We start from the raw sequence: 17,624 nt of genomic DNA on the forward strand, positions 1-17,624 counted from the left end.
TCCGTCCCCTATCGCAGGTGATCAGCACCCGTATGCCCGTCCACGCGTGCCGGGACGGCCATTGACAGGCATGATCCGTAAAAGGGTGGAAAGTCGAAATACCGTACGCCACCGAGGAGGAGGAACCCGTGACCCGCATCGACAGCGTGCGCGCCGCGACCGGCTCGGCGAAGGACAGCGTGCTGCACGCCGCGGAAGTGGTGGCGCCCTACGCCGACACGGCCAAGGAACGGGCCGCGCTCTACGCGCATGAGGCCCGTGTACGGCTCGCGCCCAAGGTGTCGCTGGCCGCAGAACAGGCCCGCGTGCAGTACGACGCCCACGTCGCCCCGCGTCTGGAACAGGCGAAGACCCATGTCCCGCCGAAGGTGGACCTGGCCGCGCAGGAAGCGGCCGCCCGCACCCGGCTGGTCGCACGACAGGCCGCCGACTACTCCCGGCCGAGGATCGAACAGGCCGTGGCCGCGGCCGGCCCCGTGAAGGACGAGGCCGCCGCCCGAGGCGTCGCCGCGCTGGCCGCTCTGCGCGGCCAGGTGACGCCGAAGGAGATCGAGAAGCTGACGCGCAAGCACCGGCGGCGGGCCAAGGCGGGCAAGCTCGCCAAGGCGCTGATCGTCCTCGGTGCCGTCGCCGGCGGTGCCTACGCGGCCTGGAAGTGGTGGGACAAGCAGGCCAACCCGGACTGGCTGGTCGAGCCGCCGGCGGCCACTGAGGTACCCGTCTCGGGCGGCCTGACCTCGGTGGACGGCAGCGGCGACCCGTCGGTCCTCGACGCCGAGGTACAGGCCAAGGAGGCCGAGGAGGAGGCCGCGAACCGCGACGACCGCAGCTGAGCGGCCGACGGCACGCCTCCACCACACCGAAAAAAGACCCCGCCCACCTGCAAAAACGCAGGTGGGCGGGGTCTTTTCAGTGGAGCCTAGGGGAGTCGAACCCCTGACATCTGCCATGCAAAGACAGCGCTCTACCAACTGAGCTAAGGCCCCGCAAGAGACGTCCGGCCGGAAAACCTCGTACCGGCGGGCGCCGCAGACCAGAGTACCGGGTCACCCGGGGTATCTCGCAAAAAGATTGGGGGTCCCCGCGGATGACCACTCTCCGTAAGATGCTCGGACGCGGTTCGCTACAGCGAACCGCGGTTTCTGGGGAAGCGATGGGGAGACGCAATGGACGCCGCACAGCAGGAAGCGACCGCGAGAGCGCGGGAACTTCAGCGGAACTGGTACGGAGAGCCGCTGGGGGCGCTCTTCCGTAAGCTCATCGACGATCTTGGCCTCAACCAGGCTCGTCTCGCTGGGGTACTGGGACTCTCGGCGCCGATGCTGTCGCAGCTGATGAGCGGTCAGCGGGCGAAGATCGGCAACCCGGCCGTGGTGCAGCGGGTGCAGCTGCTCCAGGAGTTGGCGGCACAGGTCGCGGACGGCAGCGTCAGCGCCGCCGAGGCGACCGAGCGCATGGACGAGATCAAGCGGTCCCAGGGGGGCTCGGTGCTCAGCAACACCACACAGACGACGAGCGGTTCGGGAGCGCCCACGGTCAAGCGGGTCGTCCGCGAGATCCAGTCCCTGCTGCGCTCGGTGGCCGCCGCCGGCGACATCATCGACGCCGCCGACACCCTCGCCCCGACCCACCCGGAACTGGCAGAGTTCCTTCGGGTGTACGGCGCCGGCCGTACCTCGGACGCGGTCACGCACTACCAGTCCCACCAGAACTGAGCCCTCGGCCCGGTCGCCGAAGGGGGTTCGGCAGCCGGGCAGTCGGCAGCTCGGGGGGTATCAGTACGCAGCGGGGCACACGGGGGTCGTATCGCTCGTCGCGGGGGAAACAGAGGGGCAGAGGGGGAGACCCGAGCGGGACCAGGGGGAGGAGCGTCGCACAGCCATGGGTGAGGTCTTCGCCGGACGGTACGAACTGGCCGACCCGATCGGTCGCGGAGGGGTCGGTGCGGTCTGGCGTGCCTGGGACCACCGCCGCCGCCGCTACGTGGCCGCCAAAGTGCTGCAACAGAGAGACGCGCACGCGCTGCTGCGCTTCGTCCGCGAGCAGGCGCTGCGGATCGACCACCCCCATGTGCTCGCGCCCGCCAGCTGGGCCGCCGACGACGACAAGGTCCTGTTCACCATGGATCTGGTGGCCGGCGGTTCGCTGGTCCATCTCGTCGGCGACTACGGCCCGCTGCCCCCGGTCTTCGTGTGCACGCTGCTCGACCAGTTGCTCTCCGGGCTCACCGCGGTCCACGCGGAGGGTGTCGTGCACCGCGACATCAAACCCGCCAACATCCTGCTGGAGGCCACCGGTACGGCCCGGCCTCGTCTCAGGCTCTCCGACTTCGGCATCGCGATGCGGCTGGGCGAGCCACGGCTGACCGAGACCAACCTCGTGGTCGGGACGCCCGGTTACCTCGCGCCCGAGCAGATGATGGGCGCCGAACCGGACTTCCCCGCCGACCTGTTCGCCGTCGGACTGGTCGCGCTGTATCTGCTGGAGGGCGCCAAGCCGGACGCCAAGGCCCTCGTCCAGTACTTCGCGGAGCACGGAACTCCGGGCGCCCCCAAGAGTGTTCCCGAGCCGCTGTGGCAGGTGGTCGCGACCCTGCTCCAGCCGGACCCGCAGGCCCGCTTCCGTACGGCCACGGGGGCGCGCAAGGCGCTCGCGGCGGCCGTCGAGCTGCTGCCCGAGCCAGGCCCGGACGACGAGCTGATCGAGATCTTCGACCAACTCGGCCCGCTGCCCACGGGGTTCGGCCCCCAAGGCCCACCAAGACGACCAAGGCCCTCCAACTCCCCGGCCTCCCGCCCGAACACCACCCTCCAACAGGGCAGCCCGCACACCCCACCCGAACAGAGTTGGCCACACACCACACCCGACCCGGGCCGCCCGGGCACCACCTCCGATACGGGCCGTCCGAGCACCGCGCCTGAGCGGGGAGGTCCGGGTGACGCTCCCGGTCGGGGCGGCCTGGATGACGCTTCCGATCCGGGTGGCCTGGGTGACGCTTCCAGCCCGGGCAGCCGCGGTCACGCTCCTGATCCGGGAGGCCTGGGTCACGCTTCCGATCCAGGCGCCCTGGACGCCGCTCCCGGTCCAGGCGCCCCGGGCCACGCTTCCGATCCAGGCGCCCTGGACGCCGCTCCCGGCCCCGGTGGCTCGGGGGCCGCTCCCGATCCGAGCCGCCCGCACACCGCACCCGGTCCCGGTGGCTCGGCCGCCACGCCTGACCCAGGCCGCTCGGTTACCCCACCCGAGTCGTCCGGCCTCGGCGCCGCGGCCGGTCCGGGTCTGCCGGACGGCGTGCCCCGGCCGGCCGGCCGAGGCATCGGTTCGCTGCCCGCCCGTCCGGGAGTGGCCCCCGGTACAGACCCGGCGGGCATCGGATCTCTCCCCTCCGGTCAAGCGGGGCCCGCCGCTCCTGCCCCTCCGGGCACAGGCGGCCTGCCCTCCCGGCCGGACGGAGCGCCTGATCCCGCCCTCCGAGGCACGGGCACGGGTACGGGTACGGGTACCGGCACAGGGTCGGGTGTCGGCGGCGGCGTGGGAACCAGCAGCGGTGCCGGGTCTGCGTGGTCGGGCGGGGGATCCGTACCGTCTGCGCCAGGCCGTGCGCCGGGCTCCGCGCCGAACGACCCACGGCAGCAAGCGGATTCGACGCCTACCGATCCGCGTCGGCCCACGCGCCCGACGCCGCGGTCGGTCTCCTCCACCCCCGATCCCGCGCCCGCTCCCTCCATGTCGGACACGGGCAGCTTTCACCTGCCGCCCCCGCAACCGGCGGCCGGCTCCTTCACCGAACCCGGAGCACCGGAGCCCTCCACTCCGTATCCTCCCGCCTACGCGCCGACGCCCGGCCCCATGGCCGCGCCCCCGTACGAGCCCACCTTCGTGTTGCCCACCCGCGGGCAGCAAGGTGAGGTGTCCACCGCCTCCTACACCGCGCACGACCCTCACGCCGCACGAGCCCCGCAGGTCCCGTCTTCGCCGCAGGTCGTCTCGCCGCACGGCCGACGCCGAGGGCATCGTGCCGCCCGCCGTGAGCGTCCCGGTCCGCCTGCCAGGGTCGCGCTGCCGTTGCTGTTCCTCGCGCTGGCCTGCTACGCCGTGGGGTTCTGGGCGTTGACGCGCATCTGAGCCGCCGCCCGGCGCCGGGCGGTCAGCGTCCACACGCCGAGCACCATCAGCAGCAGGCTTCCGGTGCCGATGCCGCCCACGGCGACCGCCTTCATCGCGGGATCGCCGCCCGACGCTCCGTCACCCGACGCGTCGGCGCCCGCCAAGCTGCCGCCCCCCGAGGGCACGGGGTCCGGCGCGCCGACGTCGAAGAACCCGCGCGGCACCGACTGCCGCGCGTACCCCGGACCGGCCTGGGCGCTGCCGCCGAGCCGGACGCGCAGGGTCAGCCCGTACGGCCCCTCTCCGAAACGATCGGCGACCTGCGCGGCGAGGTGCACCACCAGGTAGTACGACCCGGCGAACCGCAGGGACTTCGTCGGGTCGGTGGGGGCGTACCGATTGGCGTATCCGACCGGCGGTACCGGGGGCAGCGAGGCCGACTTCTGGCTGCCGCCGTAACCGATGCCCGTGTCCTTGACCGAGGCGCGCACCGGGTTGTAGAGCGTCATCTCCAGGGCGTCGACCACATACGCGGAGTTCTTCTCCGCGCCGCCCAGGTCGACGGTGGCGGACAGCTGCTGCCCCCAGTCGACGGGCACCTTGTAGAAGAGCGTCTGCCCGGGCACGATCTCGTCGCTGCGGACGCCCTGCTCCACCGCGGCCGCCTCGGCGAAGCCTGCCCCGCCCCGGACGGAGACCGGCTCGTCGACGGGTGGCGTGGGCGTGGACGAGTCCCACACCTCGGGTACGCGCGTGGCGGCCGCCTTCGCCAGGGGCGCTTCGGAGACGGGCGCGAGCTCCAGGTCCCAGGTCCGGCCGTCGGAGAGGTCCGTGTCCTCCTCGCCACTACCGGTGCCGTTGCCAGTGCCGGTGCTACTGCCGGTGCCGGTGCGCTCGACGACGACGTAGTACGTACCGGCCTTCCGGCACAGCCCCTTGCCCGGCAGGAGTTCGCGCGCTCCCCAGGCGGTGAGCGGCTGGGGGCTCACGGCGGTCCCGACGGTCACGGAGTCGGAGGAGCACGTGACGCTGTCGGCGTCCTGTACGGAGACGCTGATCCCGTCCCCGGCGGAGAGGGTGGCTCCCGCGCGCGGGATCGCCGTGACGGAGACGTACACGTCCGAGATGCCGTCGAGTTCGAGGCGGTAGTAGGCCTTGTCCTCGCCCCGGAGGGAGCTCCGGTACGTCGCGCCGGGTTCCAGCCGGGCGGCGCCGGTGGTGCCGGTCGTCGCGGGGGCGCTGCGGACGTCGTCGGCGAAGGCGTACGACGGCACGTCCGGCGCGGCCAGGGCGACCCGTCCGGGCAGCACCGCCGACGCCACGCAGAGCACCGCTCCTACGACCGCGCTCCGCACGACGGCCCGCCACACGGCCGCTCCACGCCCCGTACGCCGGCCCATCGACCCCGCCCCCTCGCCTTCGACCGAACGTGGGCCATCCTCCCCCGCACGCGCGCGTGCCACCCCCGCATTCCGTACGAGCGTCCGAAAAGCCCGCCTCTAACCGGGGGCCGGGGGATCCGCAACACAAAACCCCGACCGCGAGCGGCCGGGGTCTGTTCAGTCTTCGGTATCGATACTCACGAACCCGTGGGCACGGAGTCAGTCGCCTCCGTCCACAGATCCTGCTCGGCGCGATCCGCCTGGATCTGGCGGTACACGAGGAGCCCGCCGATGGCGGCCAGTGCGACCAGGAGAAGCTTCTTCACCGCGCGACCTCGTCTTTCCTTGACGTAGGGGACCTCTGGCGCCCGACTATACACACCGACCGATACCGATCGGTGACCTGCGTCCGCCCCTCAACTCCCGCCCTCGGCAGCGCAGTAGGAGCGGATCACACCACTCCGATCGGAGGGTGATCACATCCGTACGGACGGTGATTTTTGTCCGTCCTCATCCCATGTGATCCTCACTTCTCCGCTTTTGTAGTCCTTTGCGGCCATCCGGGTGGTGTTCATCAGAACAACGCCACGCCACGAGCGTCGGTCCACCACTTCGCGCCCTCCCTACACATCATGAGGAAAGTACGCAAATCGCCCAACCCGAAAGTGAGGGGCCATGCCCGAGAACCGGGTCATGAAGCTGTGGACCGCCATCGTCACCGCCTTCCTCGCGCTGTGCACGGCGCTCGGACTCATCACGACGACCGCGACCACGGCGGCGGCGCAGACCGCGCCGACGCGCAGCAGCGAGAGCGTGACCACCACGGACACGACGGCGTGGCCGACGGTCGCGGCTCCCTGGGTCTGGGCCCAAGCCCGCTCCCTGCCCCCCACGATGAAGCAGCGCATCCGCGCCGAGGCACACGGCAAGTCACCCAGCTGCCGCCACCGCGGCCTGCCGGACACGGAAGCGGCCGAGCACACCGCGGCCTCCTGCGACTCCGCGGACCCGGCCGAGCCGGCCACCCCGCTGCAGCGCTGAGCCTCCGGCACGCCACGTGCCGCCTCCCCCGACGTAACGGCGAACTTGCGTACAGCCCGCACGAGCAGGCCCGGCAGCTCCCCAGGAGCCACCGGGCCTTCGCCGTGCCCCCACGGCACTCACTCGTCCCTGGTCAGCGGTTCTCACCCGCGCCGTGGGCCGAGGACACAGAACTCGTTGCCCTCGGGGTTCGCCATGACGACCCACGACCGGTCACCCTGGCCGATGTCGACACGCTTCGCGCCATGAGCCTCGAGGCGAGCCACCTCGGCGTCCTGGTCATCGGGCCTGAAGTCGAGATGCAGCCGGCTCTTGCCCTGCTTGCTCTCCTCGAGCCGGACGAATTCCAACCCCGGCAGTCGGTCCGGCTCCCGGCGGATCTCGAACTCGTCGTCGGAGGAGTGGACCACGACCCGACCGAGAGCCTCGGCCCACCACTGCCCCAGGGCACCCGGATCCGCCGAGTGAACGATTACCTGTTCCCATTCCAAGGTCATCCGCCGAGCCCAGGGGCTACCGGAACCCGGAGGACAAGCTCATGGACCGACACCAGCCGTGCACGGCCGTTGATGCCGCCCGTGCACGCCGAAGGCCCCCAACCATGATCGGCTGGGGGCCTTCGTGTCTGGTGGGGCTAACAGGATTTGAACCTGTGGCCTCATCCTTATCAGGGATGCGCTCTAACCAACTGAGCTATAGCCCCGCCGCGCTCTGCGGTGTGTGTCCCGCGCGCTGACTCCTGAAGATTAGCGCACGACGCGGGCAGTCCCAAAATCGATAGTCGCGGGAGGCCCGGCAGGGTTTGGAACCGCTACGACGGCAGAGGTCACTCGTCCTCGGCCAGCGTCAGCTCGACGCCGCCGACGAAGCCTGCGGACAGGTTGTAGATGAACGCGCCGAGCGTCGCGAGCGCCGTCGCGAGGACGACGTCGATGACCGCGATGATCGACGTGAACATCAGGACGTGGGACAGCGACAGGAACGACTGGAGGTCGAAGCCGTTCGACTCGTTCGAGCCGGTCGCCTCCGAGACCGTGCTGCCGACCGTCGAGAAGACACCCATCGCGTCCATGACCATCCACAGGACGGCGGCCGCGACGATCGTGCAGATGCCCAGGGCGATGGAGAGCAGGAAGCTGACCTTCATCACCGACCAGGGGTCTGCCTTCGACACCCGCAGCCGCGCCTTGCGCACCCGGGGCGTGGTGCGGGCGCCGGTCCGCGGACGCCGTACGGCGCCGGTCGCGGCCGGCGCCGCGGGCGCCTGGGTCGGGTAGGCCTGCGGCGGGTGGTAGGGCCCGGCGGGCTGCTGCGGCGGCTGCCGGTCACCGGGGAGCGGCGATGCCTCCTGCTTGGCCTGCGTGCCTCTGGTGTCCGTCACGGTTCCCCCCTGGGATCCCTTCGATCCTTGCGTGTCGGTCGAGGGTGAGGGCGAGTCGGCCGCAGGGGGCTTGATGGCCTTCAACTGGGTCGTGTGGGTGTCCGCCACACGCCCCTCGGCACCCCCCGCGCCCCGCGCGTCGGTCGTACGCGCGTCCCCCGCCGGCGCGGCGGAGCCACGGCCGCCGCCGTTCTTTCCCGTACCGGCAGACGTACCGGCGCCCGTGGCTCCGCTCACGATGACTCTCTCCTCGTGCTACTCGGACGAGGGCGACTCACCCTCGTCCGTGCCGGTGGTCGTGGCAGCCTCGACGGTCTCGTCCACGGCGACCTCGCCGTCGACCTCCTCCGCCTCGCGCCCCGCCTCGGCGTTACGTGCGATGCCGACGACGGCATCGCGCTTGCCCAGGTTGATCAGTTGGACGCCCATGGTGTCACGGCCCGTCTCCCTGATCTCGTTGACTCGCGTACGAATCACACCGCCGGACAGCGTGATGGCGAGGATCTCGTCGGTCTCCTCGACCACCAGCGCGCCGACGAGCGAACCACGGTCCTCGACGATCTTGGCAGCCTTGATACCCAGGCCGCCGCGACCCTGGACGCGGTACTCGTCGACGGCGGTCCGCTTCGCGTACCCACCGTCTGTGGCAGTGAACACGAACGTACCGGGTCGAACAACATTCATCGAGAGCAGCTGGTCTCCCTCACGGAAGCTCATGCCCTTGACACCCGAGGTGGCACGGCCCATGGGCCGCAGGGATTCGTCCGTGGCGGTGAAGCGGATCGACTGCGCCTTCTTGCTGATCAGAAGCAGATCGTCGTCGGCCGAGACGAGTTCGGCTCCGATCAGTTCGTCGTCGGAACCGTCCTCCGTCTCACGGAGGTTGATCGCGATGACACCACCGGCACGCGGCGAATCGTAATCCTTCAGAGGCGTCTTCTTGACCAGGCCGCCCTTGGTCGCCAGGACCAGGTAGGGCGCCGCCTCGTAGTCGCGGATCGCGAGGATCTCGGCGATCGCCTCGTCCGGCTGGAAGGCCAGCAGGTTCGCGACGTGCTGTCCCCGCGCGTCACGACCGGCGTCGGGCAGCTCGTACGCCTTCGCCCGGTACACCCGGCCCTTGTTGGTGAAGAACAGCAGCCAGTGGTGCGTGGTGGAGACGAAGAAGTGGTCGACGATGTCGTCTTCCTTGAGCTTCGCCCCGCGCACACCCTTGCCGCCGCGCTTCTGGGAGCGGTAGTCGTCCGTCTTCGTGCGCTTGACGTAGCCACCGCGCGAGATGGTGACGACGATGTCCTCCTCGGCGATCAGGTCCTCGATGGACATGTCACCGTCGTAGGGCACCAGCATCGTCTTGCGGTCGTCGCCGAACTTCTCGACGATCGCGGCCAGTTCCTCGCTCACGATGCCGCGCTGGCGGACCGGCGAGGCCAGGATCGCGTTGTACTCGGTGATCTTCGCCTGGAGTTCGTCGTGCTCCTGGATGATCTTCTGACGCTCCAGGGCGGCCAGCCGACGCAGCTGCATCTCGAGGATGGCGTTGGCCTGGATCTCGTCGATCTCCAGCAGCGCCATCAGGCCCGTGCGCGCGATGTCGACGGTGTCGCTGCGCCGGATCAGCGCGATGACCTCGTCGATGGCGTCCAGGGCCTTCAACAGGCCGCGCAGGATGTGCGCCCGCTCCTCCGCCTTGCGCAGCCGGAAGCGCGTACGGCGGACGATGACCTCGATCTGGTGCGCCACCCAGTGGCGGATGAACGCGTCCAGCGAGAGCGTGCGCGGCACACCGTCGACCAGGGCCAGCATGTTGGCGCCGAAGTTCGACTGGAGGTCCGTGTGCTTGTACAGGTTGTTGAGGACGACCTTGGCGACCGCGTCCCGCTTCAGGACGATGACCAGGCGCTGGCCCGTACGGGACGACGTCTCGTCACGGACGTCCGCGATACCGCCGACCTTGCCGTCCTTCACCAGGTCGGCGATCTTCTGCGCGAGGTTGTCGGGGTTGGTCTGGTACGGCAGCTCCGTGACCACCAGGCACTGGCGGTTCTGGATCTCCTCGACCTCGACGACCGCGCGCATCGTGATGGAGCCACGTCCCGTGCGGTACGCCTCCTCGATGCCCTTGCGGCCGACGACGAGCGCGCCGGTCGGGAAGTCGGGGCCCTTGATGCGCTCGATGAGGGCGTCGAGGAGCTCCTCGTGCGAGGCCTCGGGGTTCTCCAGGTACCACTGGGCGCCGGACGCGACCTCGCGCAGGTTGTGCGGCGGGATGTTGGTCGCCATGCCGACCGCGATACCGGCCGAACCGTTGATCAGCAGGTTCGGGAAACGGGCCGGCAGGACGGTCGGCTCCTGGGAGCGGCCGTCGTAGTTGTCCGTGAAGTCGACGGTCTCCTCGTCGATGTCGCGGACCATCTCCATGGACAGCGGCATCATCTTGCACTCGGTGTACCGCATGGCGGCCGCCGGGTCGTTGCCGGGAGAGCCGAAGTTGCCGTTGGAGTCCACCAGCGGCATCCGCATCGACCACGGCTGCGCGAGGCGGACCAGCGCGTCGTAGATCGAGGAGTCGCCGTGCGGGTGGTAGTTGCCCATGACGTCGCCGACGACGCGGGCGCACTTGTAGAAGCCCTTCTCGGGCCGGTAGCCGCCGTCGTACATGGCGTACAGGACGCGGCGGTGGACGGGCTTGAGGCCGTCCCGGACGTCCGGCAGCGCGCGGGAGACGATGACGGACATCGCGTAATCGAGGTAAGAGCGCTGCATTTCCGTCTCGAGCCCGACGGGCTCGATGCGCATCACGACATCGCCGCCCTCTTCAGGGGTGACGGGAGTGTTCTCGTCGGTCATTGCTGGTGAGAATCCTTTCTGGTGCGGTCAGCTGAGACCGACTCAGATGTCGAGGAACCGGACGTCCTTGGCGTTGCGCTGGATGAACGCGCGACGCGCTTCGACGTCCTCGCCCATCAGGACCGAGAACAGGTCGTCGGCCTGGGCGGCGTCGTCGAGGGTGACCTGGCCGAGGACGCGGTGCTCCTGGTCCATGGTCGTGATGCGCAGTTCCTCGGCGTTCATCTCACCGAGGCCCTTGAAGCGCTGGATCGAGTCCTCGCGCACGCGCTTGCCGCGCTGGCGGCCCATCTCGAGCAGCGCGTCGCGCTCCCGGTCGGAGTACGCGTACTCGATGTCCTCCCGGCCCCACTTGATCTTGTACAGCGGGGGGCGGGAGAGGAACACGTGCCCGGCCTCGACCAGCGGCCGCATGAAGCGGAACAGGAAGGTCAGCAGCAGGGTGTTGATGTGCTGGCCGTCGACGTCGGCGTCCGCCATCAGGATGATCTTGTGATAGCGGAGCTTGGAGATGTCGAAGTCCTCGTGCACACCGGTACCGAAGGCGGAGATCAGCGCCTGGATCTCCTGGTTCTGGAGGATCTTGTCGATCCGCGCCTTCTCGACGTTGAGGATCTTGCCCCGGATCGGGAGGATCGCCTGGTACTGCGGATTGCGGCCGGACTTGGCCGAACCGCCGGCGGAGTCACCCTCGACGATGAAGATCTCGCACTTGATGGGGTCGTTCGACTGGCAGTCGGAGAGCTTGCCCGGCAGGGACGCCGACTCCAGCAGACCCTTGCGGCGGGTCAGGTCGCGGGCCTTGCGGGCCGCCACGCGCGCGGTGGCCGCCTGGATGCCCTTGCGGACGATGTCCGCCGCCTCCACCGGGTTGCGGTCCAGCCAGTCGTTGAGGTGCTCGTAGACCGCCTTCTGGACGAAGGTCTTCGCCTCCGTGTTGCCCAGCTTGGTCTTCGTCTGGCCCTCGAACTGCGGCTCGCTCAGCTTGACCGAGATGATCGCCGTCAGACCCTCGCGGATGTCGTCACCCGTGAGGTTGTCGTCCTTCTCGCGCAGCAGCTTCTTGTCCCGCGCGTACTTGTTGACCAGGTTCGTCAGCGCCGAGCGGAAGCCCTCCTCGTGGGTGCCGCCCTCATGCGTGTGGATGATGTTGGCGAAGGAGTACACGCCCTCGCTGTAACCGCTGTTCCACTGCATGGCGACTTCGAGGGAGAGGCTCTTCTCCTTGTCCTCCGCCTCGAGGTCGATCACCGTCGGGTGCACCACCTCGCCCTTGCGGGAGTTGAGGTACTTCACGAAGTCGACGATGCCGCCCTCGTAGTGGTACGTGACGGTCTTGACCTCGTCCTTCTCGTCCGCACCCGCCTCGTCCGCACCGGCGGTGGCCTTCGCCGACTCGCGCTCGTCGGTGAGCTTGATGGTCAGACCCTTGTTGAGGAACGCCATCTCCTGGAAACGCCGCGAGAGCGTCTCGAAGGAGTACTCCGTGGTCTCGAAGATGTCGGCGTCGGCCCAGAAGGTGACCGACGTGCCCGTCTCGTCCGTGGCCTCGTGCTTGACGAGGGGGGCCGTCGGGACGCCCATCTTGTAGTCCTGCGTGTGGCGGTGGCCGTCGGTCTTGACCTCGACCGCGACCTTGCTCGACAGGGCGTTCACGACCGAGACGCCGACGCCGTGCAGACCACCGGAGACCGCGTAGCCGCCGCCGCCGAACTTGCCGCCCGCGTGCAGCACGGTGAGCACGACTTCGAGGGCCGGCTTGCCCTCGGACGCGACGATGCCCACCGGGATACCGCGGCCGTTGTCGATGACGCGGACGCCGCCGTCGGCCAGGATCGTCACGTCGATGGTGTCCGCGTGGCCGGCCAGCGCCTCGTCGACCGAGTTGTCGACGACCTCGTACACGAGGTGGTGCAGGCCGCGCTCGCCGGTCGAGCCGATGTACATACCGGGTCGCTTACGGACCGCGTCCAGACCCTCGAGGACGGTAATGGCGCTGGCGTCGTACGAGGTGGTGACCTCGCTGGTCGAGGCGGCTGCCCCGCCGCTCGCGCCGGCGTCGGTGGACGGGATGTTCTCGTTGGGGTTGCCGGAATCGGCCACGAAGCGCCCTTTCTGGCACAGCACCAGCCAGGCTCGTCGGCAGGTTGCCGGAGCGGCTGCGGCATGTTGCGTTGGTAAGCCTTGATCAGCGTTGCTCAGCTTCTCCCGGGCGGTCCCCACGTTCGGGGCGGGATTGGCTTCCAGTCTACCGGTAGCACTGACACTGATGGGGGTTTGCCGGTACCTGAGTCCGCATGTGCCGCCCTCAACCGGTCTCTTCCGGGTCCCGATATACGGAAGGGGGCTCCAAGAGGCTCACGGAGGCACTCAGCGCTTCCGGGTGTCAACCCTTGGCTACTTGGGAGTCACGTCCGGATTCGCACCCGCACGCGGGCACACGCAACAAAGGCCGGGCGGTTCCCGCAGGACCCTCCCGGCCTCGAAAAGCGTGACGCACGTCACCCGTAGGTATCGCCGGGACCGGTGCTCCCAGGGGCCCTGAGGGGGCCGTAGCGGCGTGCGGGGCCGTTGGGACCGAGCACCTTGATCTGCCGCACCGTCCCGTGCCCCAGATCCTCGTTGAGGCGCGCGACCAGAGTCGGCGCGAGCAGCCGCAGGTTCGTCGCCCAGGCCGTGGAGTCACAGCGCACGATCAGCGCCCGCTCGTCCTCGTCGTACTTCTCCGGAACGCAGTGCTTCGCCACGTCCTCGCCGACGATCTGCGGCCACCGGCCCATCACACCGCCCACCGCCGCCGGCGCCTCCCACCCGCGCTCGTTGAGCAGCCGGTTGATCGCCGCGCCCAGCGCCATGGGATCGCGGCCGTCCGCGCGCGCCCCGGAGCGCAAGCCGCCGCCACGCCGTGCCTGCTTCTTCTGCTGAGCCGCGTCCCCACGCGCGCGTGCCTGCTCGCGGGCCGCCCTGAGCGCCACCCGCGCGAGGTCGACGCCGGACGGCTCGGGAGCCCGCTTCGGAGGCTCGTCGGCGGTCATACGCGCTCCACCGTCCCCTCGGCCACGGCGTACCTGGCCCCCGCGAGCACATGCGGCACGTCGTCGTCGACCGCCGCCGTCACCAGCACCTGCTCACCGGGCGCCACCAGCTCGGCCAGCCGTTCCCGCCGACGGGCGTCCAGCTCGGCGAAGACGTCGTCCAGAACCAGCACCGGCTCATTGCCCTCGGCCCTCAGCAGGTCGTACGAGGCCAGCCGCAGCGCCAGCGCGTACGACCAGGACTCGCCGTGGGAGGCGTACCCCTTGGCCGGCAGCTGGCCCAGCTTGAGAATCACGTCGTCCCGATGCGGGCCCACCAGGGTCACGCCCCGCTCGATCTCCTGCTTGCGGACGTCCGCGAGCGCGGCCATCAGCTGCCCGTAGAGATCCTCACGCGTGTGTGCCTCACCGGGCGCGGACGGCTTGTACTCCAGGGCCACCGGACCACCGCCGGGCGCCAGCTGCTCGTAGGCCTTGTCGGCGAGCGGCTGGATCGCGGCGACCAGGTCGAGGCGCTGGGCGAGCAACTCGGCGCCCACGCGCGCGAGGTGCTGGTCCCACACGTCGAGGGTCGACAGGTCCATGGAGCGGCCGCCGTGCCGTCGGGCGAGCGCGGCCGACTTGAGGAGCGTGTTGCGCTGCTTGAGGACCCGCTCGTAGTCCGAGCGCACGCCCGCCATCCGCGGGGAGCGCGCGGTGATCAGCTCGTCGAGGAAGCGGCGCCGCTCACCGGGATCGCCCTTGATCAGCGCGAGGTCCTCGGGCGCGAACAGCACGGTCCGTACGATGCCCAGCACATCACGGGGTCTGACCTGCGAGGACCTGTTGATGCGGGCACGGTTGGCCTTGCCCGGGTTCAGCTCCAGTTCGACCAGTTGCTGCCGCTCGCCCTGCCGGATCTGCGCCCGGATGATCGCGCGGTCGGCGCCCATGCGCACCAGGGGCGCGTCCGAGGCGACCCGGTGGCTGCCGAGGGTGGCGAGGTAGCCGACGGCCTCGACGAGGTTCGTCTTGCCCTGCCCGTTGGGGCCCACGAACGAGGTGACGCCCGGGTCGAGCGGAACCTCGACCCGGGCGTACGAGCGGAAGTCGGCCAGCGACAGATGCGTGACGTGCATGGTCGTTCGCCGACCTCCCCCAGGGTTGTGGATCGCGGAGCGACCCTGTGGACTACTTCTTCTCGACCGCGTGGCCGCCGAACTGGTTGCGCAGCGCCGCGATCATCTTCATCTGCGGCGAGTCCTCCTGGCGGGAGGCGAACCGCGCGAACAGCGAGGCCGTGATGGCGGGCAGCGGCACGGCGTTGTCGATCGCGGCCTCCACCGTCCAACGGCCCTCGCCGGAGTCCTGCGCGAAGCCGCGCAGCCTGTCGAGGTGCTCGTCCTCGTCCAGGGCGTTGACGGCCAGGTCGAGCAGCCAGGACCGGATGACCGTGCCCTCCTGCCAGGAGCGGAAGACCTCGCGCACGTCGGTGACGGAGTCGACCTTCTCCAGCAGCTCCCAGCCCTCGGCGTAGGCCTGCATCATGGCGTACTCGATGCCGTTGTGGACCATCTTCGCGAAGTGGCCGGCGCCGACCTTGCCGGCGTGCACCGCGCCGAAGTCGCCCTCGGGCTTGAGCGCGTCGAAGACGGGCTGCACCTTGGCCACGTGCTCGGCGTCGCCGCCGTACATCAGCGCGTAGCCGTTCTCCAGGCCCCAGACACCGCCGGAGACGCCGCAGTCGACGAAGCCGATGCCCTTGGCGGCCAGTTCACCGGCGTGCTTCTCGTCGTCCGTCCAGCGGGAGTTGCCGCCGTCCACGACGACGTCGCCCGGCTCCAGCAGCTCGGCGAGCTCGTCGACGGTCGACTGGGTGGCCGCGCCTGCCGGGACCATCACCCAGACCACGCGCGGGCCCTTGAGCTTGCCCACAAGCTCTTCGAGGCTGTGGACATCGGCGAGGTCCGGGTTGCGGTCGTATCCGACGACGGTGTGGCCGGCGCGGCGGATCCGCTCGCGCATGTTGCCGCCCATCTTGCCGAGGCCGACGAGACCGAGATCCATCAGTTGTTCCTTAGGTCGCTGTGTGGCGTGTGGGGCACCTTCGTACCCATGTCCGAGCCTAAACCCGGACGGTCACGCACACCTGTGGGCATACGCGCTCAGACGTACGACCCCACCTGGGGATTCACCGGTGGCTTCTCCCCAGGGACCGCCCCGGTCGTCCACCGCCTGTGGACGACCGGTCGGATCACGGCACGAGCGTCAGCCGCTGAGACGCACCGGCATGATCAGGTACTTGTAGGCCTCGTCCGCCTCCGCGTCCAGCGCCGGCTTGCCGCTGAGCAACGCGGGCTTCGTGGACGTCGTGAAGGACAGCTGGGCGACCGGGGAGTCGATGGCGCTCAGGCCGTCCAGCAGGAAGGTCGGGTTGAAGGCGATCGAGATGTCGTCGCCCTCGAGCTGGGCGTCGACCCGCTCCACAGCCTGTGCGTCGTCACTGGAGCCGGCCTCCAGGATGAGCACGCCCTGCTCGAAGCTGAGCCGCACCGGGGTGTTGCGCTCGGCGACCAGGGCCACACGCTTGACGGCCTCCACGAAGGGGGCGGTCTCGATCACGGCGACGGAGTTGAACTCGGTCGGGAACAGCGTGCGGTACTTCGGGAGGTCGCCCTCCAGGAGGCGGGTCGTCGTACGCCGTCCCGCGCCCTCGAAACCGATCAGGCCCTCGCCCGCGCCGGATCCGGAGAGCGCCAGGATGACGCTGTCGCCGCTCGTGAGCGCCTTGGCGGTGTCCAGGAGCGTCTTGGCGGGCACCAGGGCGACCGCGGAGGCATCCGGGTTCTCCGGCTTCCACAGGAACTCGCGGACCGCGAAGCGGTAGCGGTCGGTGGAGGCCAGCGTGACCGTGTCGCCCTCGATCTCGATGCGCACACCGGTGAGGACCGGCAGCGTGTCGTCACGGCCGGCGGCGATGGCGACCTGGGCGGCCGCGGAGGCGAAGACCTCGCCGGGGACCGTGCCCGTCGCGTTCGGCATCTGCGGCAGGGACGGGTACTCCTCCACAGGCAGTGTGTGGAGGGTGAAGCGCGAGGAACCGCAGACCACCGTCGCCCGTACACCGTCTGTGGAGATCTCCACCGGACGGTTGGGCAGGGCACGGCAGATGTCCGCGAGCAGGCGGCCGGAGACGAGGACCGTGCCCTCCTCCTCGACCTCGGTGTCCACGGAGACCCGCGCGGAGACCTCGTAGTCGAAGCTGGACAGGCTCAGCTGGCCGTCCTCCGCCTTCAGCAGCAGGCCGGCGAGGACAGGCGCCGGCGGACGGGCCGGGAGGCTGCGTGCCGCCCAGGCCACGGCCTCCGCGAGTACGTCGCGTTCCACCCGGATCTTCACTCTTGCCGCCTCCTGCTGTTGCCGGCGCTTCTCGCCCTGCCTGGCCTTCGTCGTCTGTCTCGGTGTGGTCGGCCCCGGTGAGGGGCAGGACCAACGGGGACCAGTCTGACGCACCGCACTGACAGTCGGTGCCCCTCGGGGTCAAGTCGTGACGAGGGGCAGTCGGGCACCGAGGAGCGAGTTGTGCACAGGACCCCCTTCTAAACGGATTTCTCGCTCTCTCTAGTCGGGAGTAGTAGTAGGGGCTGTGGAAACGGTGGATAACCCTGTTTTCGCAGCTCAGAGGCGGAATTTTATCCACCGGGCCTGTGGGCGGAGGCGGTGGACAACCGGGGCCTTCTGTGGAGAACAGAAAGTTCTGCACACGCCGTGCACAGGCTGAGGCGAGTTCTCCCCAGCGGCGTCCCCAGGTTTACCCACCTTTCCCACAGGGCAAGCCGGCACCTTCGT

14 protein-coding genes and 2 tRNA genes are annotated in these 17,624 nt (G+C 69.7%); 4 read left to right on the forward strand and 12 right to left on the reverse strand.

Annotated elements, in window-relative coordinates:
- Positions 1–128: 128 nt before the first annotated feature.
- On the forward strand, positions 129–833 hold the full coding sequence (locus OHU34_RS21335) for a DUF5324 family protein (RefSeq protein WP_142265180.1): 705 nt from the start codon (positions 129–131) through the stop codon (positions 831–833).
- Between the two features lie 80 nt (positions 834–913).
- Here the strand turns inward: OHU34_RS21335 and OHU34_RS21340 are convergent.
- Positions 914–986, reverse strand: a tRNA-Ala gene (locus OHU34_RS21340).
- Positions 987–1,166: 180 nt separating this feature from the next.
- On the opposite strand from OHU34_RS21340, the gene OHU34_RS21345 reads away from it, so the two are divergent.
- The gene (locus OHU34_RS21345; protein ID WP_020130633.1) at positions 1,167–1,715 is read left to right on the forward strand and encodes a DNA-binding protein; all 549 of its coding nucleotides are present in this window, start codon (positions 1,167–1,169) and stop codon (positions 1,713–1,715) included.
- Positions 1,716–1,881: 166 nt separating this feature from the next.
- Positions 1,882–4,125: a protein kinase domain-containing protein gene (locus OHU34_RS21350; RefSeq protein WP_405767849.1), complete on the forward strand. Its 2,244-nt coding sequence runs from the start codon at positions 1,882–1,884 to the stop codon at positions 4,123–4,125.
- Here OHU34_RS21350 and OHU34_RS21355 read toward each other — a convergent pair.
- Positions 4,089–5,507, reverse strand: coding sequence for a hypothetical protein (locus OHU34_RS21355; protein ID WP_405767850.1), 1,419 nt, complete (start codon positions 5,505–5,507; stop codon positions 4,089–4,091). The genes OHU34_RS21350 and OHU34_RS21355 overlap by 37 nt on opposite strands.
- A 179-nt stretch (positions 5,508–5,686) precedes the next feature.
- Positions 5,687–5,815: a DLW-39 family protein gene (locus tag OHU34_RS21360; protein ID WP_003999697.1), complete on the reverse strand. Its 129-nt coding sequence runs from the start codon at positions 5,813–5,815 to the stop codon at positions 5,687–5,689.
- Positions 5,816–6,164: 349 nt separating this feature from the next.
- Here OHU34_RS21360 and OHU34_RS21365 point away from each other — a divergent pair, with 349 nt between their 5' ends.
- Complete coding sequence (locus tag OHU34_RS21365; RefSeq protein ID WP_142265178.1) at positions 6,165–6,530, forward strand: DUF6344 domain-containing protein; 366 nt, start codon at positions 6,165–6,167, stop codon at positions 6,528–6,530.
- A gap of 143 nt (positions 6,531–6,673) precedes the next feature.
- Here the strand turns inward: OHU34_RS21365 and OHU34_RS21370 are convergent, their stop codons facing one another.
- The 9 genes from OHU34_RS21370 to dnaN all read right to left on the reverse strand — a co-directional run bounded on the left by OHU34_RS21370 (position 6,674) and on the right by dnaN (position 17,174).
- The gene (locus OHU34_RS21370) at positions 6,674–7,027 is read right to left on the reverse strand and encodes a VOC family protein (RefSeq protein WP_142265177.1); all 354 of its coding nucleotides are present in this window, start codon (positions 7,025–7,027) and stop codon (positions 6,674–6,676) included.
- 129 nt (positions 7,028–7,156) lie between these two features.
- A tRNA-Ile gene (locus OHU34_RS21375) sits at positions 7,157–7,233 on the reverse strand.
- 123 nt (positions 7,234–7,356) lie between these two features.
- On the reverse strand, positions 7,357–8,148 hold the full coding sequence (locus tag OHU34_RS21380; protein ID WP_230195229.1) for a DUF3566 domain-containing protein: 792 nt from the start codon (positions 8,146–8,148) through the stop codon (positions 7,357–7,359).
- 18 nt (positions 8,149–8,166) lie between these two features.
- The gene (gyrA, locus tag OHU34_RS21385; RefSeq protein WP_142265163.1) at positions 8,167–10,761 is read right to left on the reverse strand and encodes a DNA gyrase subunit A; all 2,595 of its coding nucleotides are present in this window, start codon (positions 10,759–10,761) and stop codon (positions 8,167–8,169) included.
- Between the two features lie 42 nt (positions 10,762–10,803).
- A complete protein-coding gene (gene gyrB / locus OHU34_RS21390) occupies positions 10,804–12,888 on the reverse strand; it encodes a DNA topoisomerase (ATP-hydrolyzing) subunit B (protein ID WP_142265162.1) in 2,085 nt (694 codons plus the stop codon).
- Between the two features lie 374 nt (positions 12,889–13,262).
- Positions 13,263–13,796 (reverse strand): DUF721 domain-containing protein, encoded by a 534-nt coding sequence (locus OHU34_RS21395; RefSeq protein WP_142265161.1) that lies wholly within the window; start codon positions 13,794–13,796, stop codon positions 13,263–13,265.
- Positions 13,793–14,914: a DNA replication/repair protein RecF gene (gene recF, locus OHU34_RS21400; protein ID WP_020130642.1), complete on the reverse strand. Its 1,122-nt coding sequence runs from the start codon at positions 14,912–14,914 to the stop codon at positions 13,793–13,795. The genes OHU34_RS21395 and recF overlap by 4 nt, the downstream gene beginning before the upstream one ends.
- Positions 14,915–14,966: 52 nt before the next feature.
- Positions 14,967–15,842 carry a phosphogluconate dehydrogenase (NAD(+)-dependent, decarboxylating) gene (gene gnd / locus OHU34_RS21405; RefSeq protein WP_142265159.1) on the reverse strand — a complete coding sequence of 292 codons (876 nt, stop codon included), beginning with the start codon at positions 15,840–15,842 and terminating at the stop codon, positions 14,967–14,969.
- Positions 15,843–16,043: 201 nt separating this feature from the next.
- Positions 16,044–17,174 (reverse strand): DNA polymerase III subunit beta, encoded by a 1,131-nt coding sequence (dnaN, locus tag OHU34_RS21410; RefSeq protein WP_054242113.1) that lies wholly within the window; start codon positions 17,172–17,174, stop codon positions 16,044–16,046.
- Positions 17,175–17,624 lie beyond the last annotated feature (450 nt).

This window comes from Streptomyces sp. NBC_00080 (assembly GCF_045041255.1).
Taxonomy (GTDB): domain Bacteria; phylum Actinomycetota; class Actinomycetes; order Streptomycetales; family Streptomycetaceae; genus Streptomyces; species Streptomyces coriariae.

What these genes read in the sequence shown, in the direction of transcription:
- OHU34_RS21350 (WP_405767849.1), top strand. Translation starts at nt 1,882, where the DNA reads ATGGGTGAGGTCTTCGCCGGACGGTACGAACTGGCCGACCCGATCGGT.
- OHU34_RS21395 (WP_142265161.1), bottom strand. Translation starts at nt 13,796, where the DNA reads ATGACCGCCGACGAGCCTCCGAAGCGGGCTCCCGAGCCGTCCGGCGTC.
- OHU34_RS21365 (WP_142265178.1), top strand. Translation starts at nt 6,165, where the DNA reads ATGCCCGAGAACCGGGTCATGAAGCTGTGGACCGCCATCGTCACCGCC.
- OHU34_RS21370 (WP_142265177.1), bottom strand. Translation starts at nt 7,027, where the DNA reads ATGACCTTGGAATGGGAACAGGTAATCGTTCACTCGGCGGATCCGGGT.
- OHU34_RS21355 (WP_405767850.1), bottom strand. Translation starts at nt 5,507, where the DNA reads ATGGGCCGGCGTACGGGGCGTGGAGCGGCCGTGTGGCGGGCCGTCGTG.
- OHU34_RS21345 (WP_020130633.1), top strand. Translation starts at nt 1,167, where the DNA reads ATGGACGCCGCACAGCAGGAAGCGACCGCGAGAGCGCGGGAACTTCAG.
- gyrA (WP_142265163.1), bottom strand. Translation starts at nt 10,761, where the DNA reads ATGACCGACGAGAACACTCCCGTCACCCCTGAAGAGGGCGGCGATGTC.
- recF (WP_020130642.1), bottom strand. Translation starts at nt 14,914, where the DNA reads ATGCACGTCACGCATCTGTCGCTGGCCGACTTCCGCTCGTACGCCCGG.
- gnd (WP_142265159.1), bottom strand. Translation starts at nt 15,842, where the DNA reads ATGGATCTCGGTCTCGTCGGCCTCGGCAAGATGGGCGGCAACATGCGC.